Source organism: Ekhidna sp. (assembly GCF_965212185.1).
GTDB lineage: Bacteria > Bacteroidota > Bacteroidia > Cytophagales > Cyclobacteriaceae > Ekhidna.
This window is the reverse complement of sequence record NZ_OZ243102.1, coordinates 2,522,543-2,547,380: the sequence shown is the minus strand read 5'-3', so window position 1 is coordinate 2,547,380 and position 24,838 is coordinate 2,522,543. Positions and strand designations below refer to the sequence as shown.

The window sequence follows — 24,838 nt, the reverse complement described above, 5'->3', positions numbered from 1 at the left end:
GTTGCTTACTCCAATTCCTTAATGGCGTATGTTTTATTCCCAGTTTCTTCATACGTTAGACCAAGAGGAAGACAAACCATATCAAGTGCACTTTCTATGCTCTTGTTGGTAAAATACCCGTCAAATACAAAGTCTGAACTATCTGGGAGTATCACCGAAACGCCAAATTGTCGTTCAACTTCCTTTAAGACGTTAGAAAGACGCTGCTCACTGAAATAAAACTCACCTGATTTCCACTTCCCAACTAATTCCACATCTAAAGAGGTGCGTTTAATGGTATCTGTTTCCAGTCGGATTGATTCACCTGGAGTCAGTGCCTCACTTATCGATTTAGATGGGATTTCAACTTTTACTTTCCCCGTTTTACAGGCAACTTCAAAAACGGAATCTCGTGAGTAGACATTGAATGAAGTACCAAGTACTTCGACGGAACCATTTGAGGTCGCAACAGTGAATTTACTTCCTTCAACGACTTCAAAAAATCCCTCTCCTTCCAGTTTTACTTTTCGGTCCCATTTCTCTGAGAAGTTAATTGAGGAATTAGCATTGACCGTAACCCGAGAGCCATCTGGTAAATCTATGATTTGAGAGTCAGCAACTGGAATGGTATATGAGAGCTCTTTAACAGGTGTTGTTTCAGATCGATTGAATAAAAATACCAATGATGCGACAAGTATTAAGCTTGCGGCAATGCTTATATATGTCCAAATAGGTACGGTTTTCTTTTCTTCATTAATGGCACTTTCTATTTGGCTCCAGATTTGATCTTTAGTCTTTCCTTTCGGGAGTTTCGCTTTCGAAGTTTTATCAAGAAACTGAGAGAGCTCGTCATTCACTTTATCCTCCTGATGATTGAGTATTTTTCGATATTTATCTAAATCACTCATATTTTTCTTCCTAATGCCTCTTTGAGTATTCCAATGGTTTTACTCATCCTTTTTTCAATGGCTTTTACACTCAAGCCCAATCGCTCTGCTATTTCTGCATACTTCAGTTTATCGATACGATTCATCAAAAACACCTCTCGACAATCTTCTGGTAAATTCGATAAAACCTTATTAAGTTTTTCTTCAAACTCAGCTTCCTCCATTTGAAATTGTGGTGAATTTGATTCGCTGGAAAGTGCCATTGGAGTAGATTTTTGATGTTCTCTTACCACCTTTTCGTGGTTAAAATGATTCATCAATAGATTATTAGCTATGGTATAGCATAAACTTTTAACAGTTTCTTTATCGATTGTATCTCTTTTACTCCACACTTTTATAAAGGTCTCCTGCACCAAATCGTCAGCAAGGTCAATGTCTCCACATTTATAGTATAAAAACCCACGAATGCTTTCAAAATACTCATCATAGAGCATTTTTAGGTCATCCTTGGTAAATGTATGGGTGATTTTCATTTAAGGTAATAGTACCCAAATATAATTGTGTCACCGCATCATTCCTTAGGTGATACAGGTGAAATCTATTTTACCCTACCATTTTTCCTACTAAGTTTGGTAAGATTATGATTAAGAAAAAGAATGTGCTTGCAGTGTGTATAGATCTTCTGGATAGGAAAATTTCAGATTTGAAGTCTGAAATTGAAGAGGTTCGTCAATCGGTGATAACTGATTCCAAGAGTAGTATGGGTGATAAGTATGAGACTGGAAGGGAGGTAATGAATCAGGAAAGAAATCGTCTGAATGGTCAATTGGATATTTTCTATAATCAATTATCTAGTTTGAAATCCATTGATCCGGACCTTCATATATCCTCAGTAAAGCATGGAAGCCTGGTAACATCTGAAAATGGCATTTATTTCATTAGTGTCCCTCTTGGTCTAATAGATGTTGACGGGCAAAAGGTTTTTGCAATATCAATAGGGGCACCTATTGCTAAATCAATGGAAGGAAAAAAAGCTGCTGAGACGATCGATTTTGGAGGCAAATCATTCAAACTTCTGGACATTAAATGAAAAAAGCCGATTCAAATGAATCGGCTTCTTCTTTGGTGAGGTACTTTTTTTAATAGAGATATTCCAGAGCCGTGACATCATAGCTTCCGAACTCTCCGTCTTCGCTTGAGCTAAAACAAGCAAGCATGATAGAATTCATATCAGCTCCTGTTGGAGTTCCAGGGATGTGAATAGCACCAACGCCTGCACTACCTTCGTTTCCTCCAGATCCACAAGAAATTGATCTGTCAAAGTAATCCGTGTGACGGAAACCTACCGAGTGTCCAATTTCATGAGTGATCACGTGCTCAACAACATTAGTACCATAACTGCTGGTTCCAGACTGGATTTGAACCCACTTGTAAGGCTTACCACCTGAAGGGAATCCTGCAGATCCGCCTCCACCACCACTTACTTTATAAACAACTATGTCTTTGTTGCCATAGTTTGTTCCATAAGATAAGTTGAAGTTCAGACCGATATTTAGTCTGTTGTAATTGTTTACAGCCCACTGTAGTGCAGTTCTCATGGTATTATCTAGCGCATAAGACCCACCAGTATAACCGATGATGTCAATGTTGTAATTGCCAGAGGAAACCAAAGCACTGGTTCTGTACTGCTCTAATTGACCAAAAAAGTTGCCATTGACCAATTCTCTAAATTGCTCCATCGGAACGAACATGTCTTGTTCTAACATGTATCCTCTGGTAATTTCTCCAGTCAATTCATTTTTCTGATTAACAATTTCAATGTCACTCACATCGAAACCATTTTGTTCAAATTGTGCAAGTACTTCATCGGAAATTTCCTCAACCACTGGGGCTTCTTCTTCAGAAGAACAAGAGGTGAAACCAACTGCCAGGAACATAATAAGTACGCTCCAAAGCGAAAAATTTAATCTTCTCATAATTATATTAGGTTAAACATTTAATGCCAATATATAAAATTCTGTAATTAGAAATAAAAACAATATTCTATTTTTTTTCAACATTATCAATTGATAAACAAAATAAAATATTGTCTATATTCATCAGAGTACAATTAATCATTATAAAAATTACATTTTAACCAAATAGAAAGTGGTTATAATGTATTAATCGACGAATAATATTTTTTCATCGAAGATATCTTGTGTTTTATCTAATTTGCCGAACCTATGAGAGGTGTTGTAATAAGTCTATTAATGATTGTTCTGTGGGATTCGTCTCATTCTCAAAACCCAAATCATTACATCGATTATATCACATCAGCATTAGGTCATGATGTTGAAATAAGGTTTGGAAAATATTACCTAATAGAGGGTAATTTGTCGGATATTAAAGACAAGTATTTGTCATTAGAGATTATTAAATCTTATGACTCCAGACATCATATAGTTTATGCAAATTCAGACCTAATGATTGAGAATAAACTATGGAATATAAATGATCACTGGAAACTGGATCTAGCTGGTATTAGTAGCACGCAATATTATGTGATAACAAAGGGGGGAAACGGCATTCTTTCAAAAGAATTTGAAATTCTGAAGTCATATCCATCAAGTAATACTTACCTGGTTGAAGGATCGCTGAAGGACATTAAAGAAAAATTGTTGCCACAAGGTGATGTTCTACATATTACTGATAAAGTTGTTATTCCTAGAGTGGAAGCCAGGGTGATAGATTTAAACCTCAATCCAAACAGGGTAAACAAAATTCATCATTTATATCCGGAGCTTAATGGATCAACTGAATTGGTATCCCTTCAGGAAAATCAATTTCGTGATGATGATATAGACCTAATCAACCGATCTCAATTATCCGGTTTAGAAAGTGAGTTTGTGGATAATCATGCAACTGAAATGGCCACCATTATTGGAGGGGCTGGGAATTCATTTGTTACCGGAAAAGGAGTTGCAAGAGATGCATCACTCACTTCCTCAGATTTCGCAGATGCAATGCCTGATTCTGATCAGGCTTATATAGATATGGGCATTATTGTTCAGAATCATTCTTATGGGATCAATCGAACCAATGAGTATGGAGTACAAGCTCGAGCATTTGACATAAGTGCTTTCGCTAACAGGAATCTTCTACATGTCTTTTCAAGCGGAAATGAAGGATTGGAAGTTTCTACAGATGGGCAGTATCAAGGTATTGAAGGATACGCAAACCTGACAGGTAATATAAAGATGGCCAAGAATACGCTTGTAGTAGGTTCAGTAGATACAGTTGGCAATATTCCTTCTTTTGTTTCCAAGGGACCTACCTATGATGGCAGAGTAAAACCTGAAGTTGTATCATATAGTGTTGTTGGTAGTTCCAATTCAGCGGCATTGGTTTCAGGCATTACGACCCTTTTACAGCAGCAGTATCGGGAGGATAATGGAGGGCAGGACATGCCTTCAGCACTGGTTAAAGCTTTATTAATAAATGGAGCTGAAGATGTTGGGCCTAAAGGACCGGATTTTTTAACAGGATATGGAAATGTCAATGCCTGGAATAGCCTACAATCATTGCGAAACTCACAGTTTGCATCCGGTACTATTGCAAATGGGGACACTGACACTTTCATAGTCAATATCCCTTCTAATGTCAGAAATCTTAAGGTAACGCTTGTTTGGACAGATCCAGCAGCCAATATTGGTGATTTCAAGGCCTTGGTAAATGACCTTGATCTGCGATTGGATGACGGCTCATCAGAAACTTTGCCTTGGATATTGGATCCTAGTCCTAATATTTCTTCATTATCAAGTGAAGCAGAACGAGGTATCGATACATTAAATAACGTAGAGCAAGTAACCATCGCTAATCCTGCATCAACTTATACGATAGAAGTAGACGCTTCATCCATCATATCAGATCAGGAATATTTTGTGACCTGGCAATATGAAATAGAAAATCAATTTGAATGGGATTTTCCAACAGGAAGTGATAACATGCCTTATAATGGAGAAACAGGCTCATATTTTAGATGGTCAACTACGAAAGAAGGGATTGGAGCATTCAGCTACACGTTGGATGGAAATAACTGGATACTGCTTGATGATGGCATTGATCTTTCAGAAGGATACTGGCGTTGGGATAGTCCACCTTCTATCAATGGTGCAGTCAAAGCTAAAATGACTATAGGATCTGAGGCATTTGAGACGGATACATTTACCGTTTCAGTTCCATTAAAAGCATCTGTAGGTTTCAATTGTGCTGATTCATTGATGATAAAATGGGATCAGTCTGACAATGCAGTCAATTATATTGTTTCTTCTCTTGGAGAGAAGCGTATGGAGGAGTTAACAAATACCTCCGATACATTTCTAATAATATCAGAAGCTTCATCATTAGGAGATACACGAATATCTATTCAGCCTGTTTTGAATGATGAAAACAAATTATTACCAACACCGACTTTTGATTTTACACGCCAGGGGGTTGAATGCTATGTATCTACTTTCTTCCAAACAGTATCGTTGGATACTGGCATCTATTTGAATCTCACATTGGGGACCTTTTATGGAATCGAATCCATTCAATTTCAACGGAATAATTTCAATGGGTATACTACATTAGCTTCATTTGATGATGTGTCAAGTGATGAGTTATTGTACCTTGATGCAGAACCCATTCAGGGTTATAATGAGCACCGTGCAATCATACGGTTTATTAACGGGGAAATGCTAACCCTATACTCAGGCTCAGTTTATTACCTAACCGAAATACCTCTAAAAATCTTTCCAAACCCTGTTCAATCAGGGGATTTCTTTACAGTGATAACCAAAGAGTTTGAAGATCGTACTCCTTTGCTGGAAGTTGTAGATCAGCAAGGAGCACTCGTTCATAAACAAGAAATCCAAGGTTCCCAAGATGTGATCCCCACCGGAGGGATGCAATCTGGAATTTACTATTACAGAATGAAAGCAGATGGAAAAATCTATACCGGTCGGATTCTGATTCGATAACTCCATTATCATTTTAGCTTTTATTGTTAAATTAAGTACTGAAAATCAGTCAGTTATAAGTATTCTTAATTAAATATTTGAGTTTCTAAAACTTTTTTTTCAATTGAATCATCTAAAAGGAAACCAAGCCTTTATATGATGAGAACCTTTCAATCAATTAGCCGCCAGAGATTATGCAAGCAAGTCAGATAGAATTAAATATGCTGAATGCCAATGATCTGATAGAGCGAGCTAAGACAGGTGATGAACAGTCTTATAATCAGTTGGTGAGATTGTGGTACAAAAGGATCTACAACTATGCTTTAAAGCAATGTTCAGTCGAAGAGTTGGCTTCTGATATCACACAAAAGACTTTCATTGCTGTGTTCCGAAACCTAAAGAAGTTGAAGGATAATGGAAGTTTTAAACCTTGGATCTATCGTATCGCAACAAATTATTGTCACGAGGAAGGGAGGAAAATATCAAGGGCTAAGACGGTACCATTTACTACTTCCAAAAATGCGGAAGGAGAGATTTCTGTAAAAGAGGAAGGGCAAGCTGAAGGAATGTATTTCAATCCGGAAATGAAATATCGTCACATAGAATTAGAAAGAATCCTCTTCAATTGCCTGGAGAAACTTCCAAAAGATCAACGGACTGTCATCATTATGAAGGAATATGAGGGAATGAAATTTAGGGAAATAGCAGATGTACTCAATACCTCTGAAAACACAGTAAAAACATGGCTTTACAGAGGTCTGAAATTGATGAAGAGCCATTTAGAAGAAAATAAGATAACGAAAGAAACATTGAGTTATGAATTATAAACCAGAAGAATCAACATTGATAGCTTATATATATAATGAGCTTAGTGAGTCAGAAAGAAAGAAGGTTGAGGCATATCTTTCTGGAAATGAGAAAGCCAAGTTAGAACTAGACGAGCTTCGATCTACGCTTTCAATAATAGGGAAATTGGAGGATAAGGAGGTGGATGTTCCCACTTTTACATTCAATGATACTTCCCATCTTGTCATTGGTTCGAAGAATCAAAATTGGTGGAAAATTCCATTATCAATTGCCGCAAGTATTGCACTGTTAATGGTGGTTGGTTACCTCACGTCGTTCAAAGTTTCTTCACAGGAAGGTGAGATCAAAATTGCATTTGGAGAAATAGAAAACGCTAATGATTTGACTTTCACAGAATCTCAGGTGAAAGCAATGATTTCTGAAGCCCTTGATCAAAACAATCAGTTGGTAAATCAGAAAATTGAGAACACTCAAGCTGATTTAGTAAACCAGATGAATCAAAATGATCCGGAGCTAGATCAGAAATTATTGAATAATTACCTGGTTCGACTAAGAAGTTATAACGCCGAAACGATAGCTGGACTTTTGGAGGAATCTGAACAAGAACAGAGAAGGTATACAGATCAGGTTATACAAGACTTTGCAATTTTTCTTGATCTTCAGAGACAGGATGATATGGAATTAATTCAAACTCAATTTGAAAATATCAATGAAAATGCCGAAAGGTTTAGCATGCAAACGGATCAGATCCTAACCAACTTGATGACTTCAGAGAATACTCAAATTGATAATCAATACTAAAATGAAAAGGACTATAAAGGATATAAACACAATGAAAAATAAGCGAAAACTATTGGTACTGGTCACCTTAATATTCACAATTGTATTCAATACTTCAGCTCAATCTTTTGATGAAGAAAGAATGAATCGTGATCTTAAAATTGCTGAAAATATATTAAGCACGCTGGCTTCTGGAGAGGGTAGAGTTAAGATCTTTAACAATGTAGAAAGCAATTACATCCCCGAATTTGGAGTGGTGTTTAGCATTCCGCAAAGTTCATATGTATACGCAGTTTCCGGATCTGGTAATGTGGTTTATTCTACAGGATCTGGTGCATCAGCCTATGTGATAGCGAGTGATAGGGATGATGATGAGGACGCTGTTACAGAGATTAAAGTCAGAGAAGAAATTAAGGCTGACGAGATCGCCAAGCAAGGTGAGCAAAAAGTAAGAGATCTTATGACAACATTCCTTGTGGACTATGCTGACCTCATAGGTCAATTAAACTCGTCTCATAAGATCGTCGTACAGTCAAAAGGTAAAAACGAACGATTTTTTGTTGGTGGTCAAAATGCATCAAAGATGTCGGAACTCTCGGCTCAACTTTCTAAAGGAGATCTAATCACGTATAAGCAAGGAAAAATTGATCGAGATGAGTTGATAAAAAGAATTGAATTCAATTCAAACGCCAACTCAGAAGTCTCAAGGGATCTGGAACTATTTGCCACCATTTTCTCCAGACTGTATGAGCCGGACTTATCATCTACTTACTATATGTCCTCTAGAAATGTTGGATACACTAAGCTTGATGGATTAGGGGTAACATTCAATATGAAGTTTTACTCATCCACGAGCGATAGAGGAAAACACACCATAAGAACAACCGGTGAAAGTGGATTGACTCAAGAGGAGAGAGATCAAAAAGTAGATGCTATGTACCCAATTTTCGAAAAGTCATTTTTAGAAAACATACTTGACTATGGGCGTACCGTTAAAAGCCTAAAAGATGATGAGATGCTGATGTTTAAGGTAAGACTAACTGAGTGCAAAGGTTGTGAAATGCCTAAAGAAATTGAGGTAAGCGTGAAGTCAGGAACCTTAAAGAAGTATGATAATGGGTCCCTTTCAAAAGAAAAGGCACTAAAAGAAATAACAGTAAAAAGAAAATAAAATTCAAGAGTTGTTAATTAAAGAAGCCTCATCCACCAATCGGTAGATGAGGCTTTTTATTGAAAAGAGTATTTAATCTTTTTTACCCATCATCAAGAGTTCATTCATGCTGATCTCTGTGAGGTATTTCTTGATTCCATCCTTTTCATAGGACCGGTTTATGAGTTTACCTTCCAGGGCAATTTCACTTCCTTTGTTTAGATAGTTTTCAACTACATCAACTTTCTTACCCCACACGACTATGTTGTGCCATTGAGTATCCGTGACTTTCTCGCCCTTGTTATTGTAATACGTTTCATTCGTTGCGAGTGAAAAGGTGGCCATCTTTTTCCCACTTTCAAAAGTTCTTACTTCTGGTTCGTTACCTAATCTACCAATTAGTTGTACGCTGTTTTTTAAACTTGTCATGATAATAAAATTTATAATTGTTAAATAATTCACCTGTTGGTAGATGAATGTGTCGTTTGACGAATGCAAAGGTTGGGGAGGGTGAAAAGCTTATTCGGTTTTTAAATGTTTGTAGTCATTTATTATCCGTTTGTAGTCGTTTGTAATTGGATTTATAACTGTAAATCAATACTTTAACAAAATGGAAAATAGAGAATGTCCAGAATGCGGAAGACCCGTTCATGGTCGGGTAGATAAGAAATTTTGCTCAGATGCTTGTCGGAATGCGTACAACAATAAGGTCAATTCTGCAGCAACTAACTATATGAGAAATGTCAATAATACACTTGCCAAGAATCGCCGCATTTTAGTTGACTTAAATCCAGATGGAAAGAAAAAAACCCACAAGGATAAGCTATTGAAGAAGGGGTTTGATTTTGAATATTATACGAATAGCTATACTACCAAAGCGGGTGATACATACAGATTTTGCTATGAGCAAGGATACTTATTACTAGATGAGGGCTTTGTTCTACTGGTGGAAAGGAAGGAAGGAAATTAAATTTCAATTTTTCTTAACAATCCGCCGTGTTTCATGCTTTATATGGATAACTTATCTGACCAAACCAGTTAACTTATGTCGAAACCAAATATCGCCGATAGCCAGCCAATGGCTTTTGAAGTAGAACGAGGAAAAACCTATGCATGGTGTGCATGTGGTAAATCTTCGAACCAGCCTTTATGTGATGGGTCTCATGCAGGATCAGACTTTGCTCCAAAAGTTTTTAAAGCTGAGGAATCCAAAACGCTTTATTTATGTATGTGTAAACAGACAAGTAATCCAGCTCTTTGTGATGGGAGTCACAAGAAATTATAAACTTTACCAAGTAGCATGATCAATGTTCGCATCGATTGATGTTGTAGAGTCTGCTACAATTTCAAATGGATTACAGTAGCATTGATCTGGGCATTGAATCACATCGCAAATCACACTTTCACCATCTTGAAGAAATAAGCTGTATGTGCCGGGAGCCAATTTGATTGAATAGTCTCCATCTTCATTTGATTCTGTTGTGGCAATCACAAGATCTTCACTAAACTTCTCAGTTAATGACGTCACATAAACAGTAGTAGCTATTGGCTGTGGTTCACAAGGAGGTACATCAGGTGAGGGCATGCAGTTACCTTCGTATATGCCGATCATTCCACTTAATGTTCCAGATTCTTCATTTGATTTCTGAGCCACGCATGAGGTAGATAATATTACAATTGCTATAAGTCCTTTACTAAGTGTTTTTAGCATGTTTAATGGTTGATTTTGCCTTGAAAAGGCCAAATGTATCAAATTTCATCTACACATTATGGGCATTCGTCGACAGAATGAAACATTCTTTATCATTTGATAATCCATTTTGATCTTGTGTATGTACAACTATTTTTTATATGAGTAATAAATATTAAAAATATCAAAATAAAATACTGATTAAATAATAATTTAATATAAAAAATATTGTTTACTGTTTTTTAAGACAAAGCTTGTTGGAAGTCCGAGATATTTCCCATTATATTCGTCGGATTAATTAGTAACCTAGATCGTTTTATTATGAGAAGAAACAAGCGACAGGTAAAGGCTATGTTGCTGGCCTTTATTATGTCCACTACTATGACTTTTGCCCAAACCCTACAGCAAAGGCAAGAGATTAGCAACACTTATGACCTAAACAAACTTTCACAACTCAAACAAGATTTTCGTTCCAAAGAAGAACAGCGTAAAGCTCGGGCCATTAACATGGCTACTTTGAATGGATGGGAGATTTTAAAGCCTAATTCGGATGGATCCGTTGATGAATTAGTTGCTGTATCTCCTGATGGAAATCCAATCTACTACACAGTATTCAATGCAGATGCGGCACGTTCAACACGTGCGGATCATTTGAATATAGGTGGATCTCTTGGGTTGAGCCTTGACGGTCAGAATATGACAGCCCATGTTTGGGATGGTGGACCTACGCGAGTGACACACCAGGAATTTGATGGACCGGGCGGAAACAACCGTGTAACTATCAATGATGGTGTAACAGGCTTGAATGGAAACAGCTTTCATGCACAGCACGTAACCGGAACAATCGTTGCTTCTGGTGTACAGGCAGCTGCAAAAGGAATGGCTCCTCAGGCACAGGCATTAACGCATGATTGGAACAATGACCTTTCTGAAGCTACGACTGAAGCTTCAAGCGGAATGCTACTATCAAATCATTCGTATGGATACAGAGCGAGCCTTGTACCCGATTGGTATTTCGGAGCATATCTGGATGAGTCCAGAGATTGGGATAACCTAATGTACAATTCGCCATACTACCTAATGGTGGTAGCAGCAGGTAATGACGGTAACGACAATTCTTCTAACGGACAACCGCTGGCAGGACAGTCTGCATATGATAAGCTTACCGGGCACTCCACAGCTAAAAACAACATGGTTGTTGCAAATGGGCAAGATGCCAATGTAAACAATGATGGTTCATTCAACTCTGTTGTAATCAGCAGCAGTAGTAGTGAAGGACCTACCGATGATTACAGAATTAAGCCAGACATTACAGGAAATGGATCAGGTGTATACTCTACCTATGATAACAGTGATGTAGCGTATAACTCGATTTCTGGTACATCCATGGCATCTCCTAATGTAACAGGATCGCTTCTTCTGTTACAACAGCACTACAATAATGTGAATGGATCATTCATGAGAGCTGCTACATTGAAAGGATTAGCCCTTCACACGGCTGATGATGCGGGTGTTTCTGGTCCTGACGTTGTTTATGGATGGGGACTGCTTAATGCGAAAGCTGCGGCTGAAGCTATCTCTGACAATGGTAACGGAGCAATCATTAATGAACTTTCTCTTTCTAACGGGGGATCGTATACATTGAATGTTGATTCTGACGGAAGCAGCCCACTAATGGCATCTATCTCATGGACAGATCCTGCCGGTACTGCAAACACTGGAACTGCAAACCAAACGACTCCAGTATTGGTAAATGACCTGGATATCCGAGTGACCAAAGGTGGTTCTACTTATAGTCCTTACAGACTTACTGGAATCAACTCTAACAATACGGGTGACAATAATGTAGATCCATATGAGCGAGTAGATGTTTCTGGTGCATCCGGATCTTATACCATTACAGTAACACATAAAGGATCTCTATCCGGTGGTAGCCAAAATTTCTCACTTGTGGTAACTGGTGTGACCGGTACTCCACCAGTATGTAATGCTACTACACCAACAGGCCTTTCTCCTTCAAGTGTTGGGCAAACTTCAGCTACTTTAAGCTGGAATTCTGTAGCTGGCACATCTTACGATGTGAGATACAGACCAATTGGAGGAACCTGGACTACTGTAAGTGTTGGAGGAACATCAACAACATTAACCGGTCTAACGGCTGATACAAATTATGAAGCTCAGGTGAGAAGCGTTTGTCCTGACAATTCTACTTCAGCATACTCTGGCTCTGCTAACTTCACAACTAGTTCTAGTAACTGTACAGGTGGAATTTCCACATATCCTTACAGCGAAAGCTTTGAGAATACGCTGGGAGCATGGAGCCAATCAACTGCAGATGACATAAACTGGACAATAGATGCAAACGGAACACCTTCCAGTGGAACTGGTCCATCTAGTGCCACTGCCGGATCTTATTACATCTACATGGAAGTTTCCGGAAACGGAACAGGATATCCTAACAAGCGAGCGATTTTGAATTCCCCTTGTTTTGATCTTACTGGTGAGTCAGGCGCGAATGTCACTTTCGATTACCACATGACTGGTAATGCGGTAGGAACCATTGACCTGGAAGCGAGTGCTGATAATGGTGCAAGCTGGAGCTCAATCTGGTCAAGATCAGGAGATCAGGGAGCGGCATGGAATGCTGCTGATGTTAATCTAGCTGCATATGCTGGTGGTACAGTTCTACTAAGATTCAATGGTGTTTCAGGTTCATCATGGCAAGGAGATATTGCTATTGATAATCTTGAAGTTACTGGTGGATCAGGTGCTGATACTCAAGCACCAACTGCACCAACTGGATTAGCTGCTTCTAATGTGACACAAACAACCTTAACGCTTAACTGGAACGCTTCAACTGACAATGTTGGTGTAACCGGTTATGATGTATATCAAGGTGCTTCCAACATTGGTACAGTTACAACTACTTCTGCTAATATCACAGGACTATCAGCTGGTACTGCGTACACATTTACTGTAAGAGCGAAAGATGCGGCGGGTAATGTTTCAGCTGCTAGTAATGCAGTGAATGTAACTACTCAAAGCGCTGGCATGAGTTGTCCGGTCACAGAAACGCTTCCTTACTCGGAAGGATTTGAAGTGAATGATGGATGGACTCAGATAACTGGTGACGATGGCAACTGGGTAAGAGATGCAAATGGAACCCCTTCATCAGGAACAGGACCAAGCTCAGCTGTGGAAGGCTCTTACTACATGTTCCTTGAAGCTTCTACTAACGGAAGCACTGGACAAATTGGAAGTAATGCAACAGCAATTTTGGAGAGTAATTGTTTTGACCTATCCGGTGAAAGCAGTGCAACGTTCTCATTCCAGTATCACATGAATGGAAATAACATTGGATCACTAACTGCTCAGGCATCCACAGATGGAACAACCTGGTCTAATATCTGGACAATTTCAGGATCTCAAGGTAACTCATGGCAGACAGCTAATGTTGATCTTGCTGCATACCTTGGTGGTAGCGTGAAATTAAGAATGGTAGGTACCACTGGAAACGGATGGTCAAGTGATATCGCAATCGATGATCTTTCTGTATCTGCAGGAAGTACTGGTGGAACAACAGATGTTACGCTGACAATCACTTTAGATAATTATCCTGAGGAAACCAGCTGGCAGATCAGAGACGGTGGAACTGTTGTCGCTTCTGGCGGAACATATGGTTCTCAGCCAGACGGTTCAACAGTACAGGAAGTCATTACACTTGCTGACGGATGCTACGATTTTGTAATCAATGATACGTATGGAGACGGAATCTGCTGCTCTTATGGTAGTGGATCTTACAGCCTGACAGACGGAGGTACTACACTTGCTTCCGGTGGCGCATTTGGATCTAGCGAAACGACTGCTTTCTGTGTTGGTGGAGCTACTACTTCTTATGCAACTCAGTCATCATATGTAGGAGATGCAGTAAGTGTAAGCATGTATCCTAACTATAGAGTTTCTGAAAAGCTTAACATTGCGTCTACTCGAGACGAGGCATCTTATACAATCACTAACCTTAATGGCCAGGTGATTAGAAGAGGTCAAATCGCAGGTGGAAACGTGGACGTTAGTAATCTAACTTCAGGAATGTATATGATTAACTTAATTGATACAGGTGGCAAAACCATCATCAAGAAGTTTGTTAAAGAGTAACTTAAACCTAACCTAATAGAAACCCTGTCTGCCTTTAGCGGATGGGGTTTTTTATTTGAAGCAAACGTGATAAGAAGTATCTTAGAAAAAATTACTGATGATGCGATCAATTATTTCTTCTTTACTATTTCTCAGCGTTTTTCTTAGTGTAGCACAGCGAGTTAAAATAACTGCTGATCAATTGTTTGATGGAGTGTCAGTGCAATCGGACTGGGGGTTGATTGTTGAAGGTAATGTCATTTTAGAAGTTGGTCCGATTAATAAATTGGGAGAAGCTGATCAGGAGTTTAATTATCCAACCGGCACAATTATGCCAGGTATGATTGAGGGACATTCTCATGTATTACTCTACCCATATAATCAAACAGGGTGGAATGATCAGGTACTGAAAGAATCAAGAAGTTTACGAGCGATACGCGGCGGACAAGCAGCTACAAAAAATCTGTACGCGGGGTTTACTACCATTCGGGATTTAGGATCTGAGGGGGCAGGATATGCCGATGTGGCTATTAAGCAAAGTATAGAGCAAGGGATCATTGAAGGACCTAGAATGTTAGTTGCAGGGAGAGCCATTGTGGCAACCGGTAGCTATGGGCCTAAAGGTTTTCATCCTGATTTTGATGTACCACTAGGAGCAGAACCTGCAGATGCTCAAAATCTAATCACAGTGACAAGAGATCAGATAGGGAAGGGAGCCGACTTTATCAAGGTATATGCAGATTATCGGTGGGGTCCGGATGGTGAAGCCAAACCCACCTTTTCGATAGAAGAACTCAAAATGATTGTGGAGACTGCTGCTAGTAGTGGTAGAGTAGTGGTAACTCATGCAGCTACTGCTGAGGGGATGCGAAGAGCAACATTGGCAGGAGTGAAAACCATTGAGCATGGAAGTGATGCAACAATGGAGGTACTGCAATTGATGAAAGAAAATAATGTAGCCTTATGTCCAACCCTTGCAGCCACCCATGCGGTAACTCAATATTTTGATGGATGGGATACAAAGGATCCGGAACCAGAACGTATTACGAACAAGCGTAAAATGTTTGAGCGTGCTCTTAAGAGTGGTGTGACACTTGTAGCTGGTGGTGATGTTGGTGTTTTCCCGCATGGTGAAAATGTACGTGAACTGGAGCTAATGGTCGATTATGGAATGGCTGAATTGGACGTGTTACGATCAGTAACTTCTATTAATGCGGAAGTTTTTGGTTTGGAAAAATTGGGTGAGTTGAAGCAGGGGTTTCTGGCTGATATTGTTGTTGTGGAAGGAAATCCATCTAAATCAATCTCAGATCTTTACAAAATTAAGCTCGTTATGAAAGATGGAATACTTTATAAAACTGATTGAATGAAACTTAAGATACCTCCAGTTGTCATTTTCTTTTTGGGCATTGGATGCATATTTGGAGCACATCATTTCTGGCCAGAATATTCGTATCAGTTTGCTTATCAAACCCTTTTGTCCAGATTGTTTCTAGCGGTGGGAGTGCTTATTGCTTTTTCAGGGATCATCACTTTTCGAATGAAAGGAACCACGGTCGATCCACTTCATCCGGACAAAGCAAGTGCCTTGGTCACTTCAGGAGTGTATCGGTACACCAGAAATCCCATGTATCTGGGAATGGCATTGGTCATTTTAGGAGGCATTGTTCGAATAGGAAATCCCATTGGTATTTTGGGTGTCGTTTTCTTTATTTGGTACATTGACCGCTTTCAAATTCTACCAGAGGAAGAATCACTAACCAAGATTTTTGGAGAGGAATATCGGCAGTTTTGTGAGCAGGTGAGGAGATGGGTGTAGCTATATAACCGCCTCATTTTTCGTTTGTCTTATTGCTTACTGATTCCCTCATTACCCTCTTCAATCAACCAATGCGTATTAACTGAAGGATTGAGATGTTTATCAATGGCTCCTGATGGCCACTTAACTTCCAATGAATCAATTTTTTCAAATTCTCCCAGTCCAAAATGCAGCTCGTAATCATTCTGGCTTGCGTATCCTGTGATTGGATATACCCAACGATGCATCACCTTTGATTCACCGGTATTCTCAACATATGCTGTGACTTGCGCACCCACTCCGTAGCTATTTGATTGAGTCCCTTTCAATCGAAAAGCTACCCAATTCATACCGGTCGTTTGATTGATGTAAAAGCGATTGATTTGATCCGATGAGCCCCAGTTTGCAACGAAAATATCCAGGTCACCATCCCGATCGAAATCGGCGTGAGCAACACCGGCGGTGGTGTCTGCATGAGTCATTACCTCGCCTTCAAGGTATCGTTCAAATGTTCCATTTCCAGAGTTTAAATAAAGAAAATTGGTCATATCCGGACCATACGTTCCATTCCCAATGTAGAGGTCCAGATCACCGTCATTGTCATAATCACCCCAAGCATGACCTTTAGAGGCACCTCTTTTTTCCTCTACCACTGAGCCTTCAGTCACTTGCTCAAATTGACCGGTACCATCATTGTTAAATAGCAGGTTTGATTTGTCAAAATTCGCGATGAATAAATCCAGGTCTCCATCATCGTCATAGTCTGCCCAGGAAGAGCCATAGGCATACCCTAAATCCTCGATGATTGGACCGGTTGTTACTTTTTCAAAATTCAGATTACCGAGGTTACGATAGTATAGGTTTGGCTGACGGGCATTACCTACAAAAATTTCAGCCATCCCATCGCCATTGGCATCTGCGCAAGCACATGTTCGTGCATTCCCTTGTCCTTCCGAGAGCGTATGATCCGGTAACTTTTGAAAGTTCCCTTCTCCAATGTTTTCAAAGAAAAGGTTCCCATTGTAACGATAGCCGATTAACAGGACATCTAAATCTCCATCCAGATCATAATCTGCCCAGCAGGCCATGGAGCTGCTAAGGCTATCAATGGTCAATGGATGATCATCCAGTCTATTGAATTTCTGGTTATCATCGTTTTGAAATAGTTGATTTGGTTCCAACCCTCTGCTACAGAGGTACAAATCCAAGTCTCCATCATTGTCATAATCCACCCAGCTGGCACCTTCGGATCTACCACCATGTCGAATAAGCTCAGAAAATGACTTACCAGAAGTGATTTTATTCAGGCTTCCGTTTCCATTGCTTGTGTATAGTGCGTTCCACTGCCCGGCAGTGTTAGTGGTATATAGTTCTGGTATGCCATCAAGGTCGATATCTCCCCATGCGACTCCACGCGTCGCTCCGCCATCAGTGGCAATGCGTCCCTGGTCATTTGTAATAAATAGTGGTTTTTTTTCTTCCTGGGCAAAAACAAATCCTTGCAGCAAGATGATTAAGGATAGTAGGTAGGTAATCTTGATCAAAGTAGCAGTTAGTTGGTTTCTTCTCTGCTAACGAGTGAGGGTTTTATTTGGTTGGGATGGTACTCGCGATAATGATGACTTAATACCTCGGACTGTCCATGGTGAGTTCTTTTCTCAGTTCCGGAAACTTCTTAAAAAAGTCCTTGGCTTGCTGGTCAGTTTTAAAGGTGGTTTGGAATTCACCTTGGTTGTGAACGACATGGAAGCGCATGAACACAGATTTCAGACTTCTTACCTGCACCTTGAGTAATACTTCCTCATAGGTGAAGTTATTATTGTACATCTCATGCATTTCATTCCGCTCCGGGAGCGGTAATTCATGTTCATCCAGTAATTCTTTTACTCTTTCTGCCCATGGTCTATAAGAAACCCCTCCTTGTCTGTTTGAATTGATGTACTTCACATAGCGAAGGTATTGAATTACTAAAAATATTAGTAATTAATAATGCGAAAGTTATTAACATTTAAAGTAGCGTATAGCTGTACTCATTTTGAGTCATCCTTCAATTTAGGAGCGGGTCTATCCCAATTTGATAAATTCTGAATAATAACCTTATAGAATTCTAAAAGCATAGATTCAATCATCTCTACAAACTTTCTTACACTTTCGAAGTTTCTTCCAAAGTTTCTAATGATTAAGACCTTGAACTGTGTTATTTCCATAGATTTTTCAAGATCATAGAATTGTTCAAAATCAATGAACTTATGTCTTACATCATTACTGTAATACTTTATAGCTGCATCAATATATAGCTCATTCGTAATTGAATTAAATTCCTTTTCATGCTTCTGCTTACACTTTTCAATCTGACGAATCATCCAACCTAATCTGCCTTTAGTACCTTTATCTAAAGGGGCATCTACCTCAACTGACATTGAGACTGTTCTTGAATTGAAATCAGCCTCAATCAAGATTTCTGAAACAGAACCAATCACCTTTAGTCTCGACTCTAAGTGATTCTTTTTAACTAATTTTTTGATATCTGAATCAATCTTATACTTTTTAGAATCCCTACCGAGCTTAACCATTACACCAAGCTCTCTGCTAAGCATAAGCCCCATATCTTTTTCTTCTTGGACCCAACTTTCAACTGCCTCAATTACATAGTCATCTTTAGCGTTTAAAGAACTTTTAGACATTATTTTCTCAGCTACCATCTTCCATCCTGGTTTCATTTTATTGAAATTGGTTACTCCGGACTCAGATGCTTCTAAATATCTGAGCACCTCCTTCATTATATTACTTTGATCATCATCATCAATATTGGTTTCGTTCTTCGTGAGTAACAAATGTGCTATAGTGAGTAAGTAGGTCCATGAAAAATGATAATTATTCATCTTAGCTACATTCTTTATTGAATATGGAAGCTGGGACTGGTTTGGCGCAAACTGGTTGGAAACTGTGATCATCTTATCAACATTGATACCTTTTATCAATTCAACATAAGATTGAATTTGCTTTGAATCGATTTCATTGTTCTTATTCTTCATTTCAAAGAATGCGGCATCTTTTATTTTACCGGCACTTACAACAATCACTAATCCATCAAATCGCATTTTAGATAGCTTAGGAAAACATACCTCAGTATAGAAGTAGGCTGTTCCAGCTTTACTAAGCTTAATATCACTAAAGAAATTATTACGGTATTCATCAACATATTTTAATGCTGAAAGGAAAATGGATGTAAGAGCCATTTCATCTCCAATCTTGACTAATGGAATTAGTCGAGCTTTCCTTAATTGAATTTCATTTTCATCAATAAAAGTTTGAAATTCTTCATAAGATATTCCAACGAGTTTTTTGAATTTATTCTTCATAATACTAAGCGGTTAGTGTGAATCATTCAATAAAACTAATATTTTTTAATAACCTGTAATAAGTCGATTAATCCTTCACAGGACCGAAAGTCTTTTCCAGTGCATGTAGTAAAAAGAATTTATTCTCTGGTTAAACGATAAATTAAAAGTGCTGCTCTTTGAGTAAGTGCTTCTACAGTCCGTAAGTCTAAATACTCCTGAGGTGTGTGTGCACCTCGACCCATAGTACCTAATCCATCAATTCCACTGATAAATTCAGCTACAAATGAAATGTCTGCTGCGCCTCTTCTCCCGGGATCCCAAGCTTCCACTGGTCCATGACCCATATCCTGGCTTACCTCACTTAAAGCCTCCAGAACTTCCATGTTACCATCAGTGGGTGGCATGGCCGGATAACTATCGATGAAGGAGATCTCTGCACTGGTTTGCGGTAAATTATTTGCTACAATTTCACGCATTTTGGCACGAGCATTTTCTTTTTGTTCTTCTGTAATGAATCGAAGACCTCCGGTAACGATCACTTCTTGAGCTACTACATTGGATTTACCAAAGGCTGTCCCTCTTTCAAGTAGTTTATCAAAATCTACTTTGGTGCCCCCCAGTATTACACCAGGATTAAAGGTCAGGTATTCTTCTCCTTTAACATCTGTGTAGAATTGATGTAGTATTCTTGAGGTCTCAAAGATTGCTCCTGCACCTACGTACTCATTAAAGATTCCAGATGAGTGGGAGCGTTTTCCTTTGACCTTTAACTCCCATCCACTAGATCCTCTTCGTGCTATTGTGGCATTGTTAAACCCGGTAGAGGTCTCAAATCCTAGTGCAATGTCACTCCGCTGAGCGGCTTCACGAATGTGTTTTCTGCTTTCGTTGATAGGCTTGCCGGAAGCTTCTTCATCCCCATGTAATGCCACGATGATCTGTCGATCTTTCAATGCTCCAGCTTCATACAAAGCTTTCAAGGCATAAAGCATGACAACATTTCCTCCCTTCATGTCATTGGCACCAGGTCCACGTACAATGCTGTCTCCTTGTTCATTCCATGTTTGGAAAGGGCTGTCTTTAGGAAATACCGTATCCAGGTGACCGATCAAAAGTAATCGCTTCCCTTTTGATCCTTCATTTTCTACAAACAGGTGACCGGCTCTATTCACTTCTTTCGGCATGTCATACCAGGTAGGTGTCATGCCAATTTCTTTATACTTTTCTTCATACGGCACTGCAGCTGCTCTCACCCCTTCAAAATTCATGGTGCCACTGTTGATGTTTACGTTTTCTTCCAGAAACTGCATGGCCTCCTCATGATTATCTGAAACGATTTTCATGATCTTTTTTTCTGTCTTGCTAAGCTGTGCGGTACTTAGAAAACATGTAGTTAGGAGTAAGACTGCTAATAAGGAAGTGAAAAATGATCGATTCTTCATGTTAGATAGGTTTTGGGGTTTGGTTAAACCCAAAATTGTCATTACAAAAATATTTCTTCGTTTTACTATGACGAACTTGTTGATATACAACAAGTTGTCAGGTTTTAACCCAGACACTGAAAATGAAAAGAGCTCGTATATTATCATGAATAGCATATCTCACTCATTTTCAGTCGTCTGTCCTTAGGACGGATTTTCTATTAGAAAATCCGGGTTAAAAATAACAAACTCAAATTACGCATGGCGTATAATTTGTCAGAAACCGCAGAGGAAAGCGTTGCTTTGTCTGGTTAAATCAAAAGATAAACCCAGACCAACTGGCCCGGGCTTGATTCTTCGTTAGTTATAATGACATTGGATTTTACTTTTCTCCAGGTAAGCCTAATCCATCGGGACCATCTTTTACCCAATAGAAATCTGGTGCTTTCTTCTGTCTTGGATACACCTCGTCAAGGGTATTTCCATCATATAAGCGTCCATTCTTCATTACATGTGTAATGGTGTTGGAGTTACGAATGTTATCCAATGGATTTTTATCCATAATTACCAAATCCGCAAGCTTACCGACTTCAATTGATCCTAAATCCTTACTTAATCCAATGGCTTTTGCTCCGAGGATGGTTGCTACTTTTAATGCATCTAGCTCTGGCATTCCTCCCGACTGAGTGGCCCAAAGCTCCCAGTGATAACCAAGCCCCTGAAGCTGACCGTGTGATCCAACACCTGCGAGACCACCGGCTTTCACAAGATCGCCAACGAATTCACTGTGGCGTGGGAAAATATGTTCCTCTTCGATGAACCATGCTCTTCTTCGACGCGACTTACCGTCCAGCTCTCGCTTCGGTGTGAAGAAGTTGATCTTGGCATCTCCCTGAACATCTTCTGACGAGTAGAAATACTCTTCAGCCCAAGGTCCTCCGTAGGATACCAAAAGGGTAGGAGTGTAAGCCATTTGAGCTTCAGCGGTCAAGGAAAGTACATCGTTGTAAATCGGGTAGATTGGGAACGAGTGCTCATGCCCCGGATATCCATCAATCAACTGTGTCATATTTAACTTCATATCCAATGCCCCTTCTGTTGTTGGCATTAGCTCTTGCTCTTTAGCCGCCTGGATGATCCACTGTCTGTGCTGTCTGTTTCCAGTGATATACATCTTAATGGTCTTGGTATTAAAGTATTCAGAGTATTGCTTCAATACATTTTGAGCATGCTCTAAGCTTTTGATTTTGTAATACCAGAAACCTACACCAGGACCGGTAGAGTATACTCTTGGTCCAAGGATATCACCTGTCTCCACCATGTCTGAGTAGGTTAGTACATCTGTTGTTGCTGTTTGTGGATCACGAGTGGTAGTAACACCGTACGCGAGATTTGCTGCATATACCCACACCTGATTTTTATGCAGTCCCCAATTTGGCCACATATGCGCATGAGTATCTACAAATCCAGGAGTGATGGTTTTGCCATTCATATCCATTACCTGAGCATTACCGGCATCTAGAGTTCCAGATGCGCCTACTGCTTTGATTCGAGCATTCTCGATTAGAATATCCCCATTTTCGATGACTTCATCTCCATTCATGGTGATGATACGAGCACCTTTAAGTAGAACGGTTCCTTCAGGAACATCTTTTTTCACTTCTACTTTGATGCGAATTTCGTTTGGCTTGTATCCTTCGTCTTCTTCCTCTTCTTCCTCTTCAGCATCACCGTCGGATGCTTCCTCATCGCCTTCCTCTTCACCGTCATCGTCTTCTTCACCTTCATCGTCTCCCTCTTCATCATCCTCATCCTCTTCCTCCTCTTTCTTCTTCTTTTCCTCTTCTTCTTTTTTCTTTTTCTCCTCCAATTCTTTTGCTACACGCTTAGCTTCTTCCAGATCATAAGCGAAATAGGCATTGCCTAAGGTGAAATTCACCGTATTTCCATCTTTATTCCAATGTGCGAACTCACCGCCGAATGTGGTAAGCTTCCAGCTAGGAAAAGCTGCATTATCCGGATTGGAAACAGATATTTTTACCGTCTCAGCGCCTACAGGAGGTACAGTCACCACATACACATTGTTATTGATTTTAGCTAACGCTTTATCGCCCCGAGGTGCCATGAGAACGTACTCCGCATTACTGGGCTTACGCTGTGGTTCAGTCGGTCCACCATTCGTCAGCATGCTATGGTCGTGATCATGATCGTGAATGAGAGCAGGGTAGGTCATGATACCAGATACTTTCAGATGCTCTTTTTCATCGGTACCATCCCAACGCATGGAGATCAAACCTTTACCACCATGATACATGTAGACACGATCATCCTTTTCTACGAAATGAGGAAGGTCTCTGCCGCTAGCAGCTTTGATCTTATTGACATTACCTCCATCAGCGCTAATCCACCCGATGTTTTCCTGCGCTCGGAAAGCGAAAGGACCAATGGCATCTTCATATGCTTTTGCGGTTCCATAAAGGAATGCGATTCTGTTTGTTTTCTTATCCCAGGCCATGCTGGTATACACACCGCCCTGATTGGTAAGTTTGGTTTGTCTCCCTCCTGAAGCTCTTACTTTATATATGTGCCCTTCGTTTCCTTCCCATGTTGAGAAAGCGATCATACTTCCATCAGGAGACCATGCAGGCATAGCTTCTGTAAAGTCATTATTAGTGACACGTTTTGGAGTACCGTTAGGGTAATCCATTACATATAAGCGATTAAGTACGGTGAAAGCAATCTTAGATCCATCAGGAGAACGCTTAGCATCTCTGATCTGATTAGCGATCATTTTGGTACTATCGTAGATCGGATAATCAAACTGAACCATTGGTCCAAAATCCAATTCCTCATCTACTTCAAAAGGAATTTCTGTTGCATCACCACCATTAATCGGAATTCTCCAGATTTTACCACCATAGGATGCAATCACGGATTGACTGTCCGGAGTAAATGACATGGCAGGATATACACCCATTCTTGCTCTTGATTCTTGATCGTCTCTTCTTACCGGGTACGCAAGCCAGCTTTCTTCACCGGTTCGCAAGTTTCTTTTTCTAAGTCCGGTTTCAGTATTGTATCTGGAAGCATAAACCAACCATTTACCATCAGGCGAAAGGGTAGGAGCAAAAGCAGATCCGTATTGATTGGTTTGCGTCGCAATCTCACCGGTCTCACGATCGTACGTAGCAATTTGGTATTGTGGCATTTGTGCATTGTAGTTCCATGCACCATTTCTTCGTGAGAACCATAAGTATCTATCGTCTGTACCAAATGCAGGTTCGATGGTTTGAAGTCCATCTGGTTTTTTGATCAGCTGGATGCCTCCACCACCGTCTTTGTGGTACATGTGCATCTTAAGTGTTCTGATGCCTTTTGCAGCAAAAATGTAGTTACCATCATTGGACCACTCAGCTGCCTGGTAGTATTTGTCACTGTCTTTTGTGATTTGATTAGGCTCTGCTTCCTCATCTGTCAGATCCAGGGTCCAGATATTTTCTGACCCACTTCTATCAGAAGCAAATACGATCGAATTACCGTCCGGGCTATAGCGTGGATGATCATCAAAGGCCATCCCTTCGGTGATACGGGTTGCTTTTCCTCCGGTGATTGGAAGAGTATATAGGTCTCCCATCATATCGAAAATGATTTCCTGACCATTCGGGTGAACATCAAGTGAAATCCAGGTTCCTTCAGTTGTTTTGAGTTGGATAGATCTTTCCGGTTCAAGGGGAAGTTCTTTTGTGGCTTTCTTTTCTTTGGTTGTATCCGATTCGGATTCTTTTTCTTCCTGTGCGAATGCAATCATGCTGAAGAATGCCAGCATTGCGATTAGATAATTTCTCATGTCTTGTTTGTTAGTATTA

The 24,838-nt window shown here is 39.8% G+C and carries 20 protein-coding genes; 10 read left to right on the top strand and 10 right to left on the bottom strand.

All coding sequences use genetic code 11. The features are described from left to right. Positions 1-5: 5 nt before the first annotated feature. Positions 6-887: a FecR family protein gene (locus tag ACOMC3_RS10840; RefSeq protein ID WP_420315908.1), complete on the bottom strand. Its 882-nt coding sequence runs from the start codon at positions 885-887 to the stop codon at positions 6-8. Continuing rightward, positions 884-1,399: an RNA polymerase sigma factor gene (locus tag ACOMC3_RS10835; protein WP_420315907.1), complete on the bottom strand. Its 516-nt coding sequence runs from the start codon at positions 1,397-1,399 to the stop codon at positions 884-886. Before ACOMC3_RS10835 ends, ACOMC3_RS10840 begins: the two co-directional genes overlap by 4 nt. 107 nt (positions 1,400-1,506) lie before the next feature. Between ACOMC3_RS10835 and ACOMC3_RS10830 the strand changes: the two genes are divergently transcribed. Beyond that, positions 1,507-1,956, top strand: coding sequence for a hypothetical protein (locus ACOMC3_RS10830; RefSeq protein ID WP_420315906.1), 450 nt, complete (start codon positions 1,507-1,509; stop codon positions 1,954-1,956). Positions 1,957-2,005: 49 nt separating this feature from the next. On the opposite strand, the gene ACOMC3_RS10825 is transcribed toward ACOMC3_RS10830, so the two are convergent. Then, positions 2,006-2,842, bottom strand: a complete 837-nt coding sequence (locus ACOMC3_RS10825; RefSeq protein ID WP_420315905.1) for a M57 family metalloprotease — start codon at positions 2,840-2,842, stop codon at positions 2,006-2,008. 249 nt (positions 2,843-3,091) lie between these two features. On the opposite strand from ACOMC3_RS10825, the gene ACOMC3_RS10820 reads away from it, so the two are divergent. The 4 genes from ACOMC3_RS10820 to ACOMC3_RS10805 all read left to right on the top strand — a co-directional run bounded on the left by ACOMC3_RS10820 (position 3,092) and on the right by ACOMC3_RS10805 (position 8,606). Continuing rightward, a complete protein-coding gene (locus ACOMC3_RS10820) occupies positions 3,092-5,869 on the top strand; it encodes a S8 family peptidase (RefSeq protein WP_420315904.1) in 2,778 nt (925 codons plus the stop codon). 173 nt (positions 5,870-6,042) lie between these two features. Next, positions 6,043-6,675, top strand: coding sequence for an RNA polymerase sigma factor (locus tag ACOMC3_RS10815; protein ID WP_420315903.1), 633 nt, complete (start codon positions 6,043-6,045; stop codon positions 6,673-6,675). Further along, positions 6,665-7,456 (top strand): anti-sigma factor family protein, encoded by a 792-nt coding sequence (locus tag ACOMC3_RS10810; RefSeq protein WP_420315902.1) that lies wholly within the window; start codon positions 6,665-6,667, stop codon positions 7,454-7,456. The genes ACOMC3_RS10815 and ACOMC3_RS10810 overlap by 11 nt, the downstream gene beginning before the upstream one ends. A 1-nt stretch (position 7,457) precedes the next feature. Then, complete coding sequence (locus ACOMC3_RS10805) at positions 7,458-8,606, top strand: hypothetical protein (protein ID WP_420315901.1); 1,149 nt, start codon at positions 7,458-7,460, stop codon at positions 8,604-8,606. A 72-nt stretch (positions 8,607-8,678) separates the two neighbouring features. Here the strand turns inward: ACOMC3_RS10805 and ACOMC3_RS10800 are convergent, their stop codons facing one another. Next, positions 8,679-9,014 (bottom strand): single-stranded DNA-binding protein, encoded by a 336-nt coding sequence (locus tag ACOMC3_RS10800; protein WP_420315900.1) that lies wholly within the window; start codon positions 9,012-9,014, stop codon positions 8,679-8,681. 181 nt (positions 9,015-9,195) lie between these two features. Here ACOMC3_RS10800 and ACOMC3_RS10795 point away from each other — a divergent pair, with 181 nt between their 5' ends. Then, entirely contained in the window at positions 9,196-9,555 is a 360-nt protein-coding gene (locus ACOMC3_RS10795) for a hypothetical protein (RefSeq protein WP_420315899.1), read from the top strand. A 75-nt stretch (positions 9,556-9,630) separates the two neighbouring features. Continuing rightward, the gene (locus tag ACOMC3_RS10790) at positions 9,631-9,870 is read left to right on the top strand and encodes a CDGSH iron-sulfur domain-containing protein (protein ID WP_420315898.1); all 240 of its coding nucleotides are present in this window, start codon (positions 9,631-9,633) and stop codon (positions 9,868-9,870) included. 3 nt (positions 9,871-9,873) lie between these two features. On the opposite strand, the gene ACOMC3_RS10785 is transcribed toward ACOMC3_RS10790, so the two are convergent. Then, positions 9,874-10,296, bottom strand: a complete 423-nt coding sequence (locus ACOMC3_RS10785; protein WP_420315897.1) for a hypothetical protein — start codon at positions 10,294-10,296, stop codon at positions 9,874-9,876. 300 nt (positions 10,297-10,596) lie between these two features. On the opposite strand from ACOMC3_RS10785, the gene ACOMC3_RS10780 reads away from it, so the two are divergent. From ACOMC3_RS10780 to ACOMC3_RS10770, 3 genes are all read left to right on the top strand, one after another. Further along, the gene (locus ACOMC3_RS10780) at positions 10,597-14,430 is read left to right on the top strand and encodes a S8 family serine peptidase (protein ID WP_420315896.1); all 3,834 of its coding nucleotides are present in this window, start codon (positions 10,597-10,599) and stop codon (positions 14,428-14,430) included. Positions 14,431-14,527: 97 nt separating this feature from the next. Then, a complete protein-coding gene (locus ACOMC3_RS10775) occupies positions 14,528-15,775 on the top strand; it encodes an amidohydrolase family protein (protein ID WP_420315895.1) in 1,248 nt (415 codons plus the stop codon). Beyond that, positions 15,776-16,228: a methyltransferase family protein gene (locus tag ACOMC3_RS10770; RefSeq protein ID WP_420315894.1), complete on the top strand. Its 453-nt coding sequence runs from the start codon at positions 15,776-15,778 to the stop codon at positions 16,226-16,228. Between the two features lie 29 nt (positions 16,229-16,257). On the opposite strand, the gene ACOMC3_RS10765 is transcribed toward ACOMC3_RS10770, so the two are convergent. From ACOMC3_RS10765 to ACOMC3_RS10745, 5 genes are all read right to left on the bottom strand, one after another. Next, positions 16,258-17,751, bottom strand: a complete 1,494-nt coding sequence (locus tag ACOMC3_RS10765; RefSeq protein WP_420315893.1) for a CRTAC1 family protein — start codon at positions 17,749-17,751, stop codon at positions 16,258-16,260. A gap of 79 nt (positions 17,752-17,830) precedes the next feature. Then, positions 17,831-18,154 (bottom strand): hypothetical protein, encoded by a 324-nt coding sequence (locus tag ACOMC3_RS10760; RefSeq protein ID WP_420315892.1) that lies wholly within the window; start codon positions 18,152-18,154, stop codon positions 17,831-17,833. Between the two features lie 83 nt (positions 18,155-18,237). Then, positions 18,238-19,569 carry a hypothetical protein gene (locus ACOMC3_RS10755; protein ID WP_420315891.1) on the bottom strand — a complete coding sequence of 444 codons (1,332 nt, stop codon included), beginning with the start codon at positions 19,567-19,569 and terminating at the stop codon, positions 18,238-18,240. Positions 19,570-19,688: 119 nt separating this feature from the next. Further along, positions 19,689-20,993 carry a M20/M25/M40 family metallo-hydrolase gene (locus tag ACOMC3_RS10750; RefSeq protein WP_420315890.1) on the bottom strand — a complete coding sequence of 435 codons (1,305 nt, stop codon included), beginning with the start codon at positions 20,991-20,993 and terminating at the stop codon, positions 19,689-19,691. Between the two features lie 361 nt (positions 20,994-21,354). After that, positions 21,355-24,819: an amidohydrolase family protein gene (locus tag ACOMC3_RS10745; RefSeq protein ID WP_420315889.1), complete on the bottom strand. Its 3,465-nt coding sequence runs from the start codon at positions 24,817-24,819 to the stop codon at positions 21,355-21,357. Positions 24,820-24,838: the final 19 nt, after the last annotated feature.